This is a genomic window from Georgenia sp. SUBG003, assembly GCF_000715355.2.
Classification (GTDB): domain Bacteria; phylum Actinomycetota; class Actinomycetes; order Actinomycetales; family Actinomycetaceae; genus Georgenia.
Genome location: NZ_CP180204.1, coordinates 3,480,629 through 3,494,404, shown reverse-complemented (window position 1 = coordinate 3,494,404; position 13,776 = coordinate 3,480,629). Strand labels below are relative to the sequence as shown.

Here is a 13,776-nt window from a genome sequence, read left to right as displayed (position 1 = left end):
CGTCCAGGCGTGTGCCCCTGGCCGGCGGTGACGGTCAGGCGTGCAGCGTCCGGGGCCTGCCCACGCTCAGCCCGACGGCCAGCACGAGCACGGCCACGACCGCCATGAGCAGCAGCACGGACGCCCCGGGCCCGGCGAGGTCACGCAGCACGCCGGCGAGCACGAGGCCGACGGCGGTGATCGCGTACCCCACGGCCTGGGACATGGCGGAGAGCTGGCTCGCGGTCGCAGGGTCCGCGGCCCGCATGCTGACGAGCGACAGGGCGACCACGAACGCCGACCCCGTCCCCAGGCCGATCACGGGTACCCACAACCAGACCAGACCCGGGACCAGCCAGATGCCCGCCGTCCCGACCAGGGTGAGCACCGAGACCAGAACGGCTGCGAGACGCTGGTCGCCGCCCACCCGCATGAGCGACGGCACGGCCAGGCTCCCGGCGATGCCCACCGCCAGGAACGAGAACAGGTGCCAGCCCGCCGTCGCCGGATCGACCCCGAGGTCCTGCTCCACGGTCGGCATCCAGTTCAGCGTCACGTAGAAGACCGTCGACTGCAGCCCCATGTAGGCGGCGACCAGCCACGCGAGCCGGTGGCGGTAGACAGATCCGCGCGGGGTGGACGGCGCAGCGGCGCCGGGGCCGCTCGGCCGTGCGGGCGCTCCGCTCGTCCGGACCCGCCCGGCCGCTCGCAGTCGGGGCATCCACGCGAGCAGGGCGAGCGCGACCAGCACCACCCAGACGCCGACAGCGAGCTGCCAGCCGCCGAGGTCTGCGAGCGGGACGGCGACGCCGGACGCGGTCGCCGCGAAGACGCTCTGCACGGCGACGTACCAGGCCGTCGTCGCCGGCACGCGCAGCGGGAAGTCCTTCTTCACCGCCACGGGGAGCAGCACGTTCCCGACCGCGACCGTGGCGCCGATCAGCGCGGTGCCGATCCAGAGGGTGGCAGCCGGGCCGGGGGCCGAGCGCAGGAGCGTCCCGAGCGCCAGGAGCACCAGGGAGGCCGCCACCGTGCGCTCCACCCCGAACCGGCGCGCCAGCGGGTGCACCACGGGCGAGACGACGGCGAACGCGACGATCGGGACCGCCGCCAGCGCCCCGAGGGCCGCACTGCCGAGCCCCACGTCCTCGCCGATCACCGGGAGCACCGGACCCACGGCCGAGATCGCCGGCCGGAGGTTGACGGCCACGAGGAGGATGCCCGCAAGGAGCAGCCAAGCGGGGAGCCGGCTGGGACGGCGGGCGAAGCTGGTCACGTTCTCGGGCTCCATCGCTCGGCAGGGACGACGCCGGCGGGGCGTCGCGGGCGGCGCACCGTGCGCGCTGGCAGGCGTCCGCCCACAGTAGCCGCGGCCTGGGCGGGCAGGCGTCAGCGGCGCCGCGTTCGGCCGGTGCGGTGGCCGTCGGCGGCGTTGCACCGACCGGTGCGGCGACGGTCGGCGGCGGGGTGCCGACCCGGTGCTGGGGAGCAGGGAGGGACGGCGGACCCGGCGGGGGCCGCAGGCTCTCGAAACGGCGGAATCTCGCGGCTAGGAGAGCCTTACCTTGCTATACACGACGCTGTTTCAGGCCTACAACTGAGGTATGGCCACCGTCGTCGGCTTCCTGCGCGACCACCGGGTCGTCACCGCCACCCTGCTGGTGGGCGTGCTCGGCGGGGTCCTGGAGCTGACCGGTCTCCCGGGCGCGGCACGGTGGACCATCTCCGTCTTCGCGCTGGTCGTCGCCGCACTCCAGGCGCGCGGCATGGTCGCGGACCTGCGTGCCGGGGCCTACGGCATCGACCTCCTGGCCGTGACCGCCATCGTCTCCACGGTGCTCGTGGGCGAGTACTGGGCGGCGCTCGTGGTCTGCCTGATGCTCTCCGGTGGCGAGGCGCTCGAGGACTACGCGGCAGGACGAGCCCGCCGCGAGCTGTCCGCGCTCCTCGAACGCGCGCCGCAGGTGGGCCACCGGTTGCGCGCTGACGGCACGGTGCTCGACGTGCCGGTGACCGAGCTCGCCGTCGGCGAGGAGGTGCTCGTCAAGCCGCACGAGCTCGTCCCGGTCGACGCCGTCCTGCTCTCCGACGACGCCACGTTCGACGAGTCCTCCCTCACCGGGGAGTCGCTCCCGGTGGACCGCCGCCGCGGCGACGACCTGCTCTCGGGCTCCGTCAACGGCGGCGAGGCCGTGCGGGTGCGGGTCAGCGCCGCCGCCGCGGACTCGCAGTACCAGCGCATCGTCGAGCTGGTCCGGGAGGCGCAGGACTCCAAGGCCCCGTTCGTGCGGCTGGCCGACCGCGTCGCGGTGCCCTTCACCGTGGGCGCACTCCTCATCGCGGGCCTCGCCTGGGGCCTGTCCGGGGACGCGGCCCGCTTCGCCGAGGTCCTCGTGGTCGCGACACCGTGCCCGCTCATCATCGCCGCCCCCGTCGCGTTCATGGCCGGCATGTCGCGCTCCGCGCGCAACGGGGTGATCGTCAAGGGCGGCGGCACCCTCGAGCAGCTCTCCCGGGTGCGGACCGTGGCCTTCGACAAGACCGGCACCCTCACCTACGGCACGCCGCGCGTGGCCCGGGTGGACCTCGCCGACGGCCTCGGCGCCGACGAGCTCCTCGCGCTGGCCGCCGCCGTCGAGCAGTACTCCTCCCATCCGCTGGCCGCCGCGATCGTGACCGCGGCCCGGGACCGTGGCCTGTCCGTCCCGGCCGCCGCCGACGTCGAGGAGCTCGCCGGAGCAGCGGCCCGGCGGCGCCGGCGAGCGCGAGGACCGCTCCGGCCTGCAGGGCCCCGCGCCGGGAGACGGCACGGGTGACGACGTCCCCGAAGTACTCGTTCGTCGTCGGGTTCGGCGCGTCGTGGAAGCAGGCACTCCCGCAGCGGTACTCGCACGTCAGCGCCGAGCGCCCGCCCGGGTGGGCGGACAGCAGCGGGAGCATGCGTCGAGCCGGTGTCTCGGTCATCGTTCCCCCAGAAAGTCGGTGCGCCGGGCGCACTCGGTCGGCAGGGGACGGACCGTCACGAGAGCCGGCGTCCACCTCGACGCCCGGGCTCGCTCCTGCCACTTTCCTCCGGGATCATCCAGGCACGCCCCGTGGCTGTCAACAGGTTCCGGACCACGCCTGCGGCCAACCGTGCGCGTGCCGAACGCTGCCGCACCACGGGCGCCGTGCGGCACGATGGGGCGATGCCGCGCTTCGTCTACTACACCGCCTCGACCCTCAACGGATTCCTGGCGGACGAGGACAACTCCCTCGCCTGGCTCTTCGCCGTGGAGTCTTCGGCGATGCCGGACCTGTCGGCCCAGCTCGGCGAGGTCGCGGTGAACGTGATGGGCTCGACCACCTACGAATGGGTGCTGCGCGAGGAGAAGATCCTCGAGACGCCCGGCCGCTGGCAGCAGCTGGACTACCTCGGCGACCGTCCGGCGTTCGTCTTCACTTCCCGTGACCTCCCGCGGCCCGAGGGGGCGGACGTCCGCCTCGTCCGGGGCGCGGTCACGGACTCGCTCGGCGAGATCACCACGGCGGCGGACGGCGGGGACGTCTGGCTGCTCGGCGGCGGCGACCTCGTGGGCCAGTTCTGGGAGGCCGGTGCGCTCGACGAGATCCAGGTGTCCTTCGCGCCGGCCACGGTGCCGTCCGGTGCGCCGCTGCTCCCGCGGCGCATCGGCCCCGACGCGCTGTCGCTGCGGAGCGTGCAGCAGTTCGGACAGTTCGCTCACCTCACCTACGACGTGCGGCACTGACGGGCCCCGAAGACGCTCCGTTCCCGCACGCCCGACGGCGGTCGCCCGCCCTGGTGCGTTCCGCGCCGCGGGGGGACAATCGGAGATGCCCCGCAGGAAGGAGACCGCGATGTGCTACGACCGGTACTACACCGAACGCTGGGCCGAGAGGGAGCGGGAACGCCGCGCCCGTGAGAGCGCTCCGGCCGAGAGGCCGGCGGAGGGCACCACCGAGGTACCGTCCGAGGTCCCGACCGAGATGGTCGAGGAGCAGCTCGAGAAGACGCGCTGACCTGCGCCAGGCGACGCCGGGCCGGTCCGACCGGTCCGGCGTTCCACGTCCGGCCCCGGCGACCCGACCGCCTCAGCGGCCAAGCAGGCCCAGCACCGCGTCGAGGCGCGGGAAGCCGACGGCCGCGTGGGCCTGCCGCTGGACCACCGGCTTGGCGCAGAACGCCACCCCGAGGCCGGCGGCGCCGAGCATGTCCAGGTCGTTCGCGCCGTCGCCCACGGCCACCACCCGGCCCAGGGTCACGCCGTCCGCCTCGGCCCATGCGCGCAGGTGGCGCTCCTTCGCGGCGCGGTCGACCACCGGGCCGGTGGTCCGGCCGGTGAACCGGCCGTCCTCGACCTCCAGGCGGTTGGCCACCACGTGCTCGATCCCGAGGGAGGCCGCCAGGGGCTCGACGACCTCGGCGAAGCCCCCGGAGACGACGCCGACGCTCCCGCCGGCGTCGTGGACCGCGGCCACCAGCTCGCGGGCGCCGGGAGTGAGGGACACCCGGGCGCGCACCTCCTCCAGGACGCCGGTGTCCAGGCCGGCCAGCGTGGCGACGCGCTCGCGCAGGCTGGCGGCGAAGTCGAGCTCGCCGCGCATCGCCCGCTCCGTGACGGCCGCGACCTCCTCGCGGGTGCCGGCGTGCTCGGCCAGCAGCTCGATGACCTCGGCGGTGATGAGGGTCGAGTCGACGTCGGTGACGAGCAGCCCGACGCGTCGGAGGCGAGCGGGCCCGCGGTGACGGCGACGTCCACGCCGAGGGCCGTCGCCGGCCCCCGCAGCTCGGCGGAGGCCGCGTCGGCGCTCGTGCCGGGGCCGCAGCGTGCCGGTGAGGGCGAGGCCGAACCAGCCGTCCCGCGACGTGTCGGTGACGGTGACGCCGTCGGCCACGCGGGAGAGCACCGCCGTCGCGTGGGTCACCAGGGACTCGGGGACGGGACGGGGGGGAGACCAGGCCGGCGCGGACGTCGGAGGGCGCGGGAGAGCTCACGCCCGGAACCCTACGGTCCGCCGTCGTCTCAGCGCTCGACCGTCCAGCCCTTCGGCACCACGGTGATGCCCGACTCGGTGACGGTGAAGCCGCGGGCGAGGTCGTGCTCGTGGTCGATCCCCACCTGGGCGCCCGGCTCGACGCTGACGTTCTTGTCGAGGATCGCGCGGTTGACGGTGGCGTTGCGGCCGACGTCGACCCCGTCGAAGAGCACCGAGTCCCGGATCGAGGACCACGAGTTCACCCGGGTACCGGGTGAGAGGACGGAGCCGATGACCTCGCCGCCGGAGACGATCACCCCGGGGGAGACGATCGAGTCCAGGGCGTGCCCCAGGCGCTCGCGGTGGGCGTAGACGAACTTGGCCGGCGGCAGCCCCGTGTAGCCGGTGAAGAGCGGCCAGGAGTCGTTGTAGAGGTTGAAGACCGGGTAGACGGAGATGAGGTCCTGGTTGGCCTCGTAGTAGGCGTCCACCGTGCCGACGTCGCGCCAGTAGTTGCGGTCACGGTCGGTGGACCCGGGCACGTCGTTGAAGGTGAAGTCGTACAGGCCCGCGGCGCCGTCGTTCACGAACGCCGGGACGATCGAGCCGCCCATGTCGTGCTTGGAGGACTCGTCCTTGGCGTCGGCGGTGACGGCCTCGACGAGCGCGTCGGCGTCGAGGACGTAGTTGCCCATCGAGGCGAGAATCTCGTCGGGGGGAGTCGGTCAGCCCGAGGCGTCGGTCGGCTTCTCGAGGAACTCGCCGATCTTGTGGGGGTTGTCCGCGTCGGCCTGGATGACCCCGAACTGGTCCGCCAGGGACAGCGGCTGCCTGATGCCCGCCACCGTGAGCGGGAAGCCGGAGTCCATGTGCTGCTCCACCATCTGGGAGAAGTCCATGCGGTAGATGTTGTCCGCGCCCACGATGACGACGATGTCGGGCCGCTCGTCGTCGATGAGGTTGAGGGACTGGTAGACGGCGTCGGCGCTGCCGAGGAACCAGTGCTTGCCCACGCGCTGCTGCGCGGGGACCGGGGCGACGTAGTTGCCGAGCAGGTTCGACATCCGCCACGTCTTGGCGATGTGCCGGTCCAGGCTGTGCGACTTGTACTGCGTCAGCACGACGACCCGGAGGTAGCCCGAGTTGACGATGTTGGACAGGGCGAAGTCGATGAGGCGGTAGATGCCCCCGAACGGCACCGCGGGCTTAGCGCGGTCGACGGTCAGCGGCATGAGCCGCTTTCCCTCGCCGCCGGCCAGGACTATCGCGAGGACGCGTGGGGCTGCCATGCCCCGACCTTAGGGCCGGTCCGCGTCCTCCGTCGTCCGATGGCGGTAAATTGCCTCGTGTCGCGTTGGACCATGGCCGGACCAGGCATGCTGGACCCGTCGCACCGGTGCGCCGGGGTCACCGGTCTCCCGCCCGTCGAAGAAAGCAGGAAGCATGAGGGTCGACCTCCTCACCCGTGAGTACCCGCCGCACGTCTACGGCGGCGCGGGCGTGCACGTGACCGAGCTGGCGCGGGTGCTGCGCGGCAGCGTGGACGTGCGCGTCCACGCGTTCGACGGCCCCCGCGCGGAGGGCGCCGACGGGTCCGGTGTGCCGGTCACCGGCTACGACGACCTCCCCGAGCTCCGGGGCGCCAACGCCGCGCTGCGCACGTTCGGCACGGACCTGACGATCGCTGCGGACCTCGCCGGCACCGACCTGGTGCACTCCCACACCTGGTACGCCAACCTCGCCGGCACCCTCGGCGCGCTCCTCAACGACGTGCCGCACGTGCTCACGGCCCACTCCCTCGAGCCGCTGCGCCCGTGGAAGGCGGAGCAGCTCGGCGGCGGGTACGCGCTGTCGAGCTGGGCCGAGCGCACCGCGTACGAGGGGGCCGACGCCGTGATCGCCGTCTCCGGCGGCATGCGCGAGGACATCCTGCGCGCCTACCCGCAGATCGACCCCGACAAGGTCCGCGTGGTCCACAACGGCATCGACCTGGACGGCTGGCAGCGCCCCTCCACCGACGAGGAGCGGGACGCGGCGTCCGCCACCCTCGCCCGGCTGGGCATCCGGCCCGAGCTGCCCACAGTGGTCTTCGTCGGCCGCATCACCCGGCAGAAGGGCCTGCCGCACCTGCTGCGCGCCGTCGAGCGACTGCCGGAGGACGTCCAGATCGTCCTGTGCGCGGGCGCCCCCGACACGCCGGAGATCGCTGCCGAGGTGACCGGCCTGGTGGAGAAGCTGCAGGAGCGCCGCCAGGGCGTGATCTGGGTCGAGGAGATGCTCCCGCGGCCGCAGCTCGTGGCCGTCCTGGCGGCCGGCACCGTGTTCGTGTGCCCGTCCGTCTACGAGCCGCTCGGCATCGTCAACCTCGAGGCCATGGCGGTCGGGCTGCCGGTCGTGGGTTCGGCGACCGGCGGCATCCCGGAGGTCATCGACGACGGCGTGACCGGCACCCTGGTCCCCATCGAGCAGGCCGACGACGGGACCGGCACCCCGATCGACCCGGAGAAGTTCGAGCGGGACCTCGCCGAGGCGCTCACCGCCCTGGTCACCGACCCCGGGCGCGCGGAGCAGATGGGCGTGGCGTCCCGGCGCCGTGTCGAGGAGCACTTCTCCTGGGACGCGATCGCCGACCGCACGGTCGAGGTGTACGACAGCGTGCTGCGGGGCTGAGCTCAGCCCGGCGCTCGCGTGGCGCTCGCGGCCGCGAGGGCGTGGCGGGCCGAGCGGGCGACCTTGGCCAGCGCCACCGCCCGGCGCCGGCCTGGCCGGCGGTGACGGCTGCGCCGTCGTCGCCCGTGGCCAGGTCGACGATGGCCAGCAGGCGCGCCGCCCGCTCCAGCACGTCGAGGCGCCGCGGGTCCAGGCGCGGCGGGAGCAGCGCGTCGGGGAAGGTCGCCAGCGACAGGTCGAGCAGCTCGTCGGCGAGGTCGGGCCGGTCGCGGGCGACGTCGAGCGCCTCGAGGGCTTCGACAGCCTCGGACAGGGCGAGCTGGATCTCGCGGCGCGCCTGGGACAGGGAGTCGATCCCCGCGAGCAGCAGGCTCGGCGCGGGAAGATGCTCGGTGATGTCGTGGTCGACGACCCAGGTGACCAGCTCGCCCGGCTCCAGGACGCTGCCGTAGGCCTCCCGCTCCGGGACGACGACGGCGCACCGCTCGGCCGGGTTGCCGGGGCGGCGCAGGAGCAGGCCCTCGCCGGCGTCCAGCAGGTCCGCCGAGCGGACGGCGGGCGCCCCCGGCGCTCACAGCCCCGCCAGCTTCACTCGTCGCACGATCGCGATGACGGACCGGGGCGCCGACGACGGCCACCACGATGCCGGCCTCGAGCTCGCCCGGGCGGACCACGAGCCGGCCGACGACGTCCGCGGAGATCAGCAGGACCGGTCCCAGCACCACGGAGAAAGGCAGGATCCAACGGTGGTCGGGGCCGGTGAACGCCCGGACGACGTGCGGGACGACCAGGCCCACGAACACGATCGGGCCGGCGAGGGCCGTCGCCGCCCCGGCGAGGAGGACGATGGCCGCGGCCGCCACCGCCCGGGCCAGGTGGATGTTCTGCCCCAGGCCGCGTGCGACGTCGTCGCCCATGGCCAGCAGGTTGAGGGTCCGGCCGGTCGCCAGCGCCAGAACGGCGCCGACGACCAGGAAGGGGGCGAGGGGGACGAGCATGTCCGTGCCCCGCCCGGCGAGCGACCCGACCGCCCAGCGCCGGTAGCTGTTGAGCGTGTCGGAGTCGGAGATCAGCAGGACCGTGATGAGCGAGGTGGCCCCGGCGGTCACGGCGGTCCCGGCGAGCGCGAGCTTGACCGGCGTGGCGCCCTCTCGGCCGATCGCGCCGACGCCGTACACGACGGCTGCGGCGAGGGCGGCGCCGGCGAGCGCGAACCAGACGTACGCGCCGGGGCTGGAGACCCCGAGCAGGGTGATCGCGAGGACGACGCAGAGCGACGCGCCGGCGTTGACGCCGAGCAGGCCGGGGTCGGCCAGGGGGTTGCGGGTGATGCCCTGCATGATCGTCCCGGCGAGGCCGAGGGCGGCGCCGGCCACGAGTCCGACGAGGGTGCGCGGCACCCGCTGGTCCATGACGACGTCGTGGTCGGTGCTACCGGGGACCCGGTGCACGAGCGCGCCCAGGACGTCCCCCGGGGCCACGTCGCGCGCGCCGAGCGCGAGGGAGGCGAGGACGACGAGGGCGAGGAGCACGACGGCGCCCGCCAGCGCGGCGGCGCGCCGCGGGGCCGGGGCGGCGTCCGTGGCCGGTGCGGTCCCGGTGAGGGTCGTGGTCATCGCGGTGCCGGGCGCCGCTACTGGCCCTCGGCCCGGCCGAGGCGCCAGTACCCCATGAAGGCGACCCGGCGGCGGCACACGCCTGCCTCGGAGACCAGCAGGCGCCGCAGGGTCCTGATCGTGCCGGCCTCCCCGGCGAACCACGCGTAGAACTCGCTGCCGCAGCGTGCCCCACGCCCGCACCGGTCGTGCGGGAGCACGCGGACCACCGGGGAGTCCCAGAGGATCTCGCTGTCGACGTCGACGTCCTCCAGGGTCTGCGCGTCGGAGGCGAGGGCGGACTCGACCACGCGGGCGTTGGCACCGATCCACTCGCGCACGGCCGGGACGAGCAGGTCGCCGTGCGCGCGGCCGGCGCGGGGCAGCCAGGTGATCCGTGCGTGCTCGGGCAGGGCGACGTCGAGCACGTCCTCGGCGTCGGGGACCTCGACGTAGGCCCGCGCCCGGCGGCCCGCGGGCAGGGTCTCGAGGATCGAGCAGATGGCGGGCACCGCCGGTCTCGTCCCCGGCGAGGAGGAGCTCCGTCGCGCTGCCGGGCGCCCAGTCGATGCCGATGCGGGACTCGCGGGAGCGCACCGTCGGGCCCGACGAGGATCACCTCGTCGCCGGGCGCGGCGGCCGCCGCCCACCGCGCGGCGGGACCGCCGTCGTCGTGCAGGACCATGTCGACGTCGACCTCGCGCCGCTCGGGCCGCACGTCGCGCACGGTGTAGGTCCGCATAGGGCTGCGCCCGTCCTCCGGCAGGTCGCGCCAGCGCGCGTACCAGGTGCCGTCACGCAGCGCCCCGGGGTCCCGCGCACCGACGTCGGAGAGCCGGCCGTCCGGCAGCGGAAGGAGCACCTTGACCCGCTGGTCGAGCCGGTCGGTGCCGAACCACCGCAGCTCCTCGCCGGTGAAGGTCACGCGCGTGAAGTGCGGTGTCAGCGGGGTCACCCGGGCGACGCGGACGGCGAACGGCCGGTACGCGGGCCGGTCGTCCTTGACGATCCCGTCCCGCGCGGTGACCTGCGCCGCTGAGGTAAGCATTGCCTAACCATATAACGCGACATAGGCGTGTCGTAAATAGCCCGGCTACTTTGCCCCGTCGTCGCCCCGTGACCTGGGTCACAGCTGCAGTACCGTCGGGTATGCGCATCTCCGACGTGCTACGCCGCAAGGGTGACGACGTCGTCACCGTCCGCCGCGATGCGACGGTCGCCGAGCTCCTCGACCTGCTGGTGGAACGACGCATCGGCGCGGTGGTCGTGTCCGACTCCGACGGCCGGGTGGACGGCATCGTCAGCGAACGGGACGTCGTCGTGCACCTGCGGCGCGCGACCGTCCCGCCCCTCGAGGAGAAGGTCGGCGCGATCATGACGACCGAGGTCGCCGTCTGCAGCCCCGAGGACGACACCGAGAGCCTCGCCCGCACGATGACGGACCGGCGCGTCCGGCACCTCCCCGTCGTGGTGGACGGCCGGCTGGCCGGCATCGTCAGCATCGGCGACATCGTCAAGCAGCGGCTCGACGAGCTGCAGGACGAGCGCGACCAGCTGGTCGACTACGTCCAGCAGGGGCGCCCGGCGCCCCGCTGACGCCCGCGGCGCCGGCGCGTGCCACCATCGGGGCTGTGGGAGCGACTGTGGTGTGCTGCGGCCTGACGACCATCGACGTCACCCAGGTGGTCGACCACGTTCCCGGACCCGACGAGAAGGTCGTGGCGCGCTCCCTGGCCGTCGAGGTCGGCGGTCCGGCCGCCAACGCCGCCCGCACGGCCGCCGCCCTCGGCGCACCGACGACGCTCGTCACCGCGCTGCGGGCCGCCCCGTCCGGCCGCTCCCCCCGGCGCCGTCTCGCGCACGAGCACCAGCGTGAGCGTGGCGGCGGCAGCGGTGGCGACACCGAGGAGGTAGGCGCTGCGGACCTCACCGCCGTGGATCACCAGCGCGCCGACGAACGGTCCGAGGAACTGCCCGATGCGGTGGACCCCGGCCAGCGTGGACAGCACGCGTGCCCGTCGCAGCGGCGGGGTGACCGCGGTGAGGTAGGAGTGCCGCGCCAGGTTGAACACCGCCGAGGCAGCCCCCGTCGCGAGGACCGCGACGCCGAGGGTGACAAGGCCGGGCGCGAACGCCGCGCCGGCGAAGGCGAGCGCGGCGACGAACCCGGCGAGGATCATCGCGTAGCGGTCCCCGACACGGGCCGCCAGCGCCCCCCGCCGGGAGGTCGGCGAGGATCTGCCCGACGGGGAGCAGGGCCGCGAGCACGCCCGCGAGCGCGAGGTCGGCGCCGAGCCCGACCGCCGTCGGCGCGATGATCGGCAGCATCGCCCCGAGGCCGATCTCGAAGATCAGCGACGGCGCGAACGCGCCGAGGACCACGGTGCGCAGCGGGAACATCGGGGCGTCGTACGGATCGCCGGAGCGGACCGTGCGGGATGAGGTGTGAGGCATGGTGCCGCCATCATCCCGTGCCGGCACGGAGGGCCGGACGCGGCGGCCACGTCGCGAACGGCGACGGCACGAGGGGCCGGTTCCCCCGCCCGGCGCCCACCTCGACGGCACCGGGGTCAGGGCTTGCCCAATTCGCCGGGCCAGTTCTCGACGGGTCCCGCCCGAATGTCGGCGTTTGTTGTTAGTTTCACACCGTGACGGAGAACGACGCCCCCCCGGACGGCTGTCGTCATCGAGGACGACGCCGACATCCGGTTCCTGCTCGAGGCCACCCTCGCACAGGCCGGCTTTGCCGTGCGCTCGGCCGGCGCCGGCGCGGAGGGCGTTGAGCTCGTGCGCGCCCACCGGCCGCTGGTGACGACGCTGGACATCTCCCTGCCGGACATCGACGGCTTCGAGGTCGCCCGCAGGATCCGCACGTTCTCCAGCACCTACCTCGTCATGCTCACGGGCCGGGCGGAGGAGATCGACACGCTCCTCGGTCTGGACGCGGGCGCCGACGACTACGTGACGAAGCCGTTCCGGCCGCGCGAGCTGAGGGCGCGGATCGAGGCGATGCTCCGCCGTCCGCGGACCCTCGTCACCCCGGCCGCGACCTCACCGGCGGCGGCCGGGTCGCCGTCGAGCCCGCCGGAGGCGCCCACCCGCCCGCGCCGGTCCACACCCCGAACCGTGTGCTCACCCATCTCGGGCTGCGGCTCGACGTCGACGCCCGGACCGTCGAGCTCGACGGCCGGCCGATCCACCTCACCCGCAGCGAGTTCGACCTGCTGGCCGCGCTCCTGTCGGCGCCGAACCGGGTGGTGTCGAAGAACGAGCTGGTGCGCGAGCTGTGGGGCGACGGCTACTCCACCGGGGTCGAGGTCGCGGACGCGGACCGCCGTACCGTGGAGGTGCATCTGGCGAACCTGCGGCGCAAGCTCGGCGAGGACGCGTCGTCCCCGCGGTTCATCGAGACGGTGCGCGGTGTCGGATACCGTCTGGCGCCAGCTCGCTGACAGCCAGCGTGATGCCCGCGACCGACCCGGCGACGCGGTCCTCCACCGGGGCCAGCAGGGAGCGTGCGCCCTCGAGGTCGCCGCTACGGGCGGACTCCGCCAGGCCGTGCGCCGCGTCCGCGAGGTCCTGCGCCCCGACCATCCAGCTAGCCGTGTAGAGGCTCACCGCGGCGGTGTAGGCCTCGTCGGTGTCGGCGCCGGCAAGAGCGTGCCTGAGCCGGTTGACCCGCCCGGCCAGGGCGTCGAGGTAGAGGCCCGCGAAGTCCCGTGCCACGTCCGCGCCGAGGTCGGCAGCCATGTCGTGCAGTGCATGGTTCGGCACCATCGCCCCTCCCTCCTACGGAAAGAAGCACACCATCCGAGCGCCCCGAGGAGGCAGCACCCGGCAGGCTGAATCCTGGGTGACCGGACGCCTCACCCCGGGAGGCGGGAGACCTGGGGGGAGGCGGCCCGCCCTGCTGGTCCTGGCCCGCCTGGTTCTCCCCGTCGGCCGCGCGCCGGCGGCAGAGGTCTCCTCGGCGGCGGCCTCGTCGCCGGCAGACCCGGCCGCGGCGTCCGCCAGCGCGGCGGTCTCCACGCCCGGACCCGCGCTGCCGTCGTTGTAGCGCCACCCCTCGAACGAGCCCGGTGCGGGGTCGGCGGTGTCGGCCCCCTCGGTCCGGGCGGTCCACTCCCCGCCGGCCTCCGCCGTGAAGTACGCCCAGTAGCTGCCGTCGAACTCCTCGGGGCAGGGGTCGGGCAGGCCGTCGACCGCGCAGATCATCCCGGGCATCGAGTCGGTGGTGGTGAAGCCCGCCTGCTCCAGCGCGTCGCGGCCCGTGGCGGGGTCGCCCTCGGCGCAGCGACGCGGACCTCCTCGCCCAGGTCGGACAGGTCGACGACGACGGTGACGCCGTCACCCTCCGCGCACGCCTGTCCCGTCACCTCGCCCGGCTCGTCCGGCGCGGTGGCGGCCCCCGGCGGGGAGGGCCGGGAGCAGGAGCCCGGCGGCGAGCAGGAGGGATGCGGCGTAGGACCGGCGGGACGGAGCGGGATTCATGCTGACCTCTCGGGCAAGGGCCTGCGCGCAGACCCGCGCCCGCGGTGCACGCACCCGGGCCCGG

Annotated in this window: 14 protein-coding genes and 6 pseudogenes; 9 read left to right on the top strand and 11 right to left on the bottom strand. The window is 74.3% G+C overall.

What is annotated here, in order from left to right:
* Positions 1 to 34: 34 nt before the first annotated feature.
* On the bottom strand, positions 35 to 1,255 hold the full coding sequence (locus DA06_RS18265) for an MFS transporter (protein ID WP_418605667.1): 1,221 nt from the start codon (positions 1,253 to 1,255) through the stop codon (positions 35 to 37).
* 328 nt (positions 1,256 to 1,583) lie between these two features.
* On the opposite strand from DA06_RS18265, the gene cadA reads away from it, so the two are divergent.
* From cadA to DA06_RS18250, 3 genes are all read left to right on the top strand, one after another.
* On the top strand, positions 1,584 to 2,795 hold the full coding sequence (gene cadA / locus DA06_RS18260) for a cadmium family heavy metal-translocating P-type ATPase (RefSeq protein WP_418605666.1): 1,212 nt from the start codon (positions 1,584 to 1,586) through the stop codon (positions 2,793 to 2,795).
* A 372-nt stretch (positions 2,796 to 3,167) separates the two neighbouring features.
* Positions 3,168 to 3,728, top strand: coding sequence for a dihydrofolate reductase family protein (locus DA06_RS18255; protein WP_043502780.1), 561 nt, complete (start codon positions 3,168 to 3,170; stop codon positions 3,726 to 3,728).
* Positions 3,729 to 3,837: 109 nt separating this feature from the next.
* A complete protein-coding gene (locus DA06_RS18250) occupies positions 3,838 to 3,999 on the top strand; it encodes a hypothetical protein (RefSeq protein WP_418605665.1) in 162 nt (53 codons plus the stop codon).
* Positions 4,000 to 4,071: 72 nt separating this feature from the next.
* Here the strand turns inward: DA06_RS18250 and serB are convergent, their stop codons facing one another.
* Entirely contained in the window at positions 4,072 to 4,905 is an 834-nt protein-coding gene (serB, locus tag DA06_RS18245) for a phosphoserine phosphatase SerB (protein ID WP_418605664.1), read from the bottom strand.
* Between the two features lie 98 nt (positions 4,906 to 5,003).
* Positions 5,004 to 6,245: pseudogene (locus DA06_RS18240) on the bottom strand (glucose-1-phosphate adenylyltransferase).
* A gap of 154 nt (positions 6,246 to 6,399) precedes the next feature.
* Here DA06_RS18240 and glgA point away from each other — a divergent pair.
* A complete protein-coding gene (gene glgA, locus DA06_RS18235; RefSeq protein ID WP_043502777.1) occupies positions 6,400 to 7,626 on the top strand; it encodes a glycogen synthase in 1,227 nt (408 codons plus the stop codon).
* 571 nt (positions 7,627 to 8,197) lie between these two features.
* On the opposite strand, the pseudogene DA06_RS18230 reads toward glgA, so the two are convergent.
* From DA06_RS18230 to DA06_RS18220, 3 genes and pseudogenes are all read right to left on the bottom strand, one after another.
* A pseudogene (locus tag DA06_RS18230) lies at positions 8,198 to 9,242 on the bottom strand (FecCD family ABC transporter permease).
* A gap of 17 nt (positions 9,243 to 9,259) precedes the next feature.
* Entirely contained in the window at positions 9,260 to 9,733 is a 474-nt protein-coding gene (locus DA06_RS18225) for a siderophore-interacting protein (RefSeq protein WP_418605662.1), read from the bottom strand.
* Positions 9,734 to 9,873: 140 nt separating this feature from the next.
* A pseudogene (locus DA06_RS18220) lies at positions 9,874 to 10,269 on the bottom strand (siderophore-interacting protein); the annotation flags it as partial.
* Between the two features lie 101 nt (positions 10,270 to 10,370).
* On the opposite strand from DA06_RS18220, the gene DA06_RS18215 reads away from it, so the two are divergent.
* Positions 10,371 to 10,817, top strand: coding sequence for a CBS domain-containing protein (locus tag DA06_RS18215; RefSeq protein ID WP_043502773.1), 447 nt, complete (start codon positions 10,371 to 10,373; stop codon positions 10,815 to 10,817).
* 35 nt (positions 10,818 to 10,852) lie between these two features.
* A pseudogene (locus DA06_RS18210) lies at positions 10,853 to 11,017 on the top strand (carbohydrate kinase); the annotation flags it as partial.
* An 87-nt stretch (positions 11,018 to 11,104) separates the two neighbouring features.
* Here DA06_RS18210 and DA06_RS18205 read toward each other — a convergent pair.
* Positions 11,105 to 11,401, bottom strand: a pseudogene (locus DA06_RS18205) (MFS transporter); the annotation flags it as partial.
* A gap of 134 nt (positions 11,402 to 11,535) precedes the next feature.
* On the opposite strand from DA06_RS18205, the gene DA06_RS18200 reads away from it, so the two are divergent.
* Positions 11,536 to 11,670, top strand: coding sequence for a hypothetical protein (locus DA06_RS18200; RefSeq protein WP_418605661.1), 135 nt, complete (start codon positions 11,536 to 11,538; stop codon positions 11,668 to 11,670).
* 236 nt (positions 11,671 to 11,906) lie between these two features.
* Positions 11,907 to 12,167 (top strand): annotated as a pseudogene (locus tag DA06_RS18195) (response regulator); the annotation flags it as partial.
* 11 nt (positions 12,168 to 12,178) lie between these two features.
* Here DA06_RS18195 and DA06_RS18190 read toward each other — a convergent pair.
* The gene (locus DA06_RS18190) at positions 12,179 to 12,361 is read right to left on the bottom strand and encodes a hypothetical protein (protein WP_418605660.1); all 183 of its coding nucleotides are present in this window, start codon (positions 12,359 to 12,361) and stop codon (positions 12,179 to 12,181) included.
* Here DA06_RS18190 and DA06_RS18185 point away from each other — a divergent pair.
* Positions 12,350 to 12,673 (top strand): winged helix-turn-helix domain-containing protein, encoded by a 324-nt coding sequence (locus tag DA06_RS18185; protein ID WP_418605659.1) that lies wholly within the window; start codon positions 12,350 to 12,352, stop codon positions 12,671 to 12,673. The genes DA06_RS18190 and DA06_RS18185 overlap by 12 nt on opposite strands.
* Here the strand turns inward: DA06_RS18185 and DA06_RS18180 are convergent.
* The 3 genes from DA06_RS18180 to DA06_RS18170 are packed head-to-tail and all read right to left on the bottom strand — an operon-like array spanning position 12,624 to position 13,597.
* Complete coding sequence (locus tag DA06_RS18180; RefSeq protein ID WP_043502768.1) at positions 12,624 to 12,998, bottom strand: hypothetical protein; 375 nt, start codon at positions 12,996 to 12,998, stop codon at positions 12,624 to 12,626. The two genes, DA06_RS18185 and DA06_RS18180, sit on opposite strands and share 50 nt — an antisense overlap.
* A 12-nt stretch (positions 12,999 to 13,010) precedes the next feature.
* Positions 13,011 to 13,445, bottom strand: coding sequence for a hypothetical protein (locus tag DA06_RS18175; protein WP_418605658.1), 435 nt, complete (start codon positions 13,443 to 13,445; stop codon positions 13,011 to 13,013).
* A complete protein-coding gene (locus tag DA06_RS18170) occupies positions 13,433 to 13,597 on the bottom strand; it encodes a hypothetical protein (RefSeq protein WP_418605656.1) in 165 nt (54 codons plus the stop codon). Before DA06_RS18170 ends, DA06_RS18175 begins: the two co-directional genes overlap by 13 nt.
* Positions 13,598 to 13,776 lie beyond the last annotated feature (179 nt).

What these genes read in the sequence shown, in the direction of transcription:
- DA06_RS18190 (WP_418605660.1), bottom strand. Translation starts at nt 12,361, where the DNA reads ATGGGTGAGCACACGGTTCGGGGTGTGGACCGGCGCGGGCGGGTGGGC.
- DA06_RS18255 (WP_043502780.1), top strand. Translation starts at nt 3,168, where the DNA reads ATGCCGCGCTTCGTCTACTACACCGCCTCGACCCTCAACGGATTCCTG.
- DA06_RS18175 (WP_418605658.1), bottom strand. Translation starts at nt 13,445, where the DNA reads ATGCCCGGGATGATCTGCGCGGTCGACGGCCTGCCCGACCCCTGCCCC.
- cadA (WP_418605666.1), top strand. Translation starts at nt 1,584, where the DNA reads ATGGCCACCGTCGTCGGCTTCCTGCGCGACCACCGGGTCGTCACCGCC.
- DA06_RS18180 (WP_043502768.1), bottom strand. Translation starts at nt 12,998, where the DNA reads ATGGTGCCGAACCATGCACTGCACGACATGGCTGCCGACCTCGGCGCG.
- DA06_RS18215 (WP_043502773.1), top strand. Translation starts at nt 10,371, where the DNA reads ATGCGCATCTCCGACGTGCTACGCCGCAAGGGTGACGACGTCGTCACC.
- DA06_RS18250 (WP_418605665.1), top strand. Translation starts at nt 3,838, where the DNA reads ATGTGCTACGACCGGTACTACACCGAACGCTGGGCCGAGAGGGAGCGG.
- DA06_RS18200 (WP_418605661.1), top strand. Translation starts at nt 11,536, where the DNA reads ATGATCGGCAGCATCGCCCCGAGGCCGATCTCGAAGATCAGCGACGGC.
- glgA (WP_043502777.1), top strand. Translation starts at nt 6,400, where the DNA reads ATGAGGGTCGACCTCCTCACCCGTGAGTACCCGCCGCACGTCTACGGC.